Genomic DNA, 2,652 nt, shown 5'->3' with positions numbered 1-2,652 from the left:
TTAAAAACACCCCAAAAGTTAGATTTTTTCTGTCTAACTTTTGGGGTGCGGTTCAGACAGACCCTTTTTTCTTATTTTAAGTCCAGTATATAATATATTGATTTTGAATAAAAATTGATAAAACGCTTTTATTTTAATAAATATTAAATTTCCTCTTGACATTCGCATTTTCATACAGTAGAATGTTTAAAAATAAAATGTAGAAGGATAGAGGTAATCGCATGGTTAAAGAGAAAGTCATTTTAGCGTATTCCGGCGGCTTGGACACTTCGGTGGCTATTACTTGGCTGGACAAGGATTATGATGTAATCGCGGTCTGCATGGACGTAGGTGAAGGAAATGATTTAGATTTCATTCATGACAAGGCGCTGAAAGTCGGCGCTATCGAATCACATGTTATTGATGTTAAAGACGAGTTTGCGGAAGACTACGTCTTGGTTGCTCTGCAAGGACACACCTTCTACGAACGAAAATATCCTCTAGTGTCCGCTCTGAGCCGACCTTTGATTTCTAAGAAATTGGTTGAAATTGCTCACAAGACAGGGGCGACAACCATTGCCCATGGCTGTACGGGAAAAGGAAATGATCAGGTACGTTTTGAAGTGGCTATCGCCTCCTTGGATCCCAGTCTCAAGGTCATTGCTCCGGTTCGGGAGTGGAAATGGTCTCGGGAAGAAGAAATCAATTATGCCAAAGCTAATGGTGTGCCAATTCCTGCAGATCTTGATAGCCCTTACTCAGTCGATCAAAACCTTTGGGGACGGGCCAATGAGTGTGGTGTATTGGAGAACCCTTGGAATGAAGCACCGGAAGATGCCTATGATTTGACGGTTGCACCAGAAGCAGCGCCAGACAGCCCAGTCTATGTAAATATTGACTTTGAGGCGGGTGTGCCAGTTGCTTTAGATGGCAAAAAGATGAAGCTTGCGGACTTGATTCTTGAGCTGAATGACTTGGCAGGACAACACGGTGTTGGGCGGATTGACCATGTGGAAAATCGTCTGGTAGGGATTAAGTCTCGGGAAATCTATGAATGCCCTGGGGCAGTGACTCTCTTGGCTGCTCACAAGGAAATCGAGGATCTGACTCTAGTCAGAGAATTGGCTCATTTCAAGCCGATTATCGAAAATGAGCTGTCCAATCTCATCTATAATGGTCTCTGGTTTAATCCAGCAACAGAAGCCTTGATTGCCTACCTCAAGTCCACTCAGCAGGTGGTCAATGGCACAGCTAAAGTGAAGCTTTATAAGGGGTCTGCGACAGTCGTAGCGCGTAAGTCTGCTAATTCTCTCTACGACGAAAGTCTGGCCACTTATACCAGTGCAGATACTTTTGACCAGGATGCTGCGATTGGCTTTATCAAGCTGTGGGGGCTTCCATCTAAGGTTCACGCAGAGGTTCAGGCTCACAAAGACAAATAGAAAGGGGCTTTCCTATGGCGAATCATAAACTGTGGGGCGGACGTTTTGAAGCCTCTCTGGAAGGCTGGGTAGAAGAGTTTGGTGCTAGCATTGGCTTTGACTATCGTCTGGCTCCTTATGATCTGCAGGGCAGCCTAGCCCATGTCAAAATGCTGGGGCAAACAGGAATCATTGCTCCAGAGGAAGCAGCTGCTATTCAGGCAGGCCTAGAAAAGCTGTTAGCACGTTATGAGGCTGGAGAGCTTGAGTTTGATGTGCGTAATGAAGATATTCATATGAATATGGAGGCTCTTCTGACCGAGGAGATTGGGCCAGTAGCTGGTAAGCTCCATACGGCTCGCTCCCGTAATGACCAGGTGGCGACAGATATGCACCTTTATCTCAAGGATCAGCTCGGTCAGATTGCGGATAAACTCTTGAATTTGCGTCAGGTGTTGCTGGACTTGGCAGAAGAGCATGTAGAGACCATCATGCCAGGCTATACCCATCTGCAGCATGCCCAGCCGATTAGCTTTGCACATCATCTGCTGGCCTATTATCAGATGTTCAGCCGTGATAGTCAGCGCTTTGCCTTTAATCTGGAGCATACGGATTTGTCTCCTTTAGGAGCAGCGGCTCTGGCGGGGACAACGTTTCCGATTGACCGGGAGCTGACGGCTGATTTATTGGGCTTCAAAGGCATTTACCACAATTCCTTGGATGCGGTCAGTGATCGAGACTTTATTCTGGAGTTTCTATCTAACAGCAGCATTCTCATCATGCATCTGTCTCGTCTCTGTGAGGAGCTGATTAATTGGTGCAGCTATGAATACGGCTTTGTCAGCCTGTCAGATACCTTTAGCACCGGGTCTTCCATTATGCCGCAAAAGAAAAATCCGGACATGGCGGAGCTGATTCGGGGTAAGGGTGGCCGGGTCTATGGCCATCTCTTCAGTCTTCTGACGGTTATGAAATCCCTGCCCTTAGCTTACAATAAGGACCTGCAGGAAGACAAGGAAGGCATGTTCGATACAGTTGATACCATCCAAAAATCGCTGGATATTATGGCGGGTATGCTGTCTAGCATGACGGTTAATAAGGAAAGAATGCTGGTTTCAACTCAGCAAGACTTCTCCAATGCGACGGAATTGGCTGACTATCTGGCAAAGAAAGGACTGCCTTTCCGGGAAGCCCATGAGATTGTCGGAAAGTTGGTGCTGGAATGCAGCAAGGCAGGCTATTATCTACAGGA

2 protein-coding genes are annotated in these 2,652 nt (G+C 46.4%); both read left to right on the top strand.

Annotated elements, in window-relative coordinates:
* The first annotated feature begins 221 nt into the window (after window positions 1-221).
* On the top strand, window positions 222-1,421 hold the full coding sequence (locus tag RWS24_RS10795; RefSeq protein ID WP_072074671.1) for an argininosuccinate synthase: 1,200 nt from the start codon (window positions 222-224) through the stop codon (window positions 1,419-1,421).
* Window positions 1,422-1,435: 14 nt separating this feature from the next.
* On the top strand, window positions 1,436-2,652 hold a 1,217-nt coding region (gene argH, locus RWS24_RS10790), incomplete at its 3' end, for an argininosuccinate lyase (protein WP_314367460.1).

The sequence above is a fragment of the uncultured Streptococcus sp. genome, assembly GCF_963528215.1.
In the GTDB taxonomy this organism is placed as follows: Bacteria; Bacillota; Bacilli; order Lactobacillales; family Streptococcaceae; genus Streptococcus.
The sequence above is the reverse complement of the archived record's forward strand: the minus strand, read 5'-3'. Positions and strand labels throughout refer to the sequence as shown.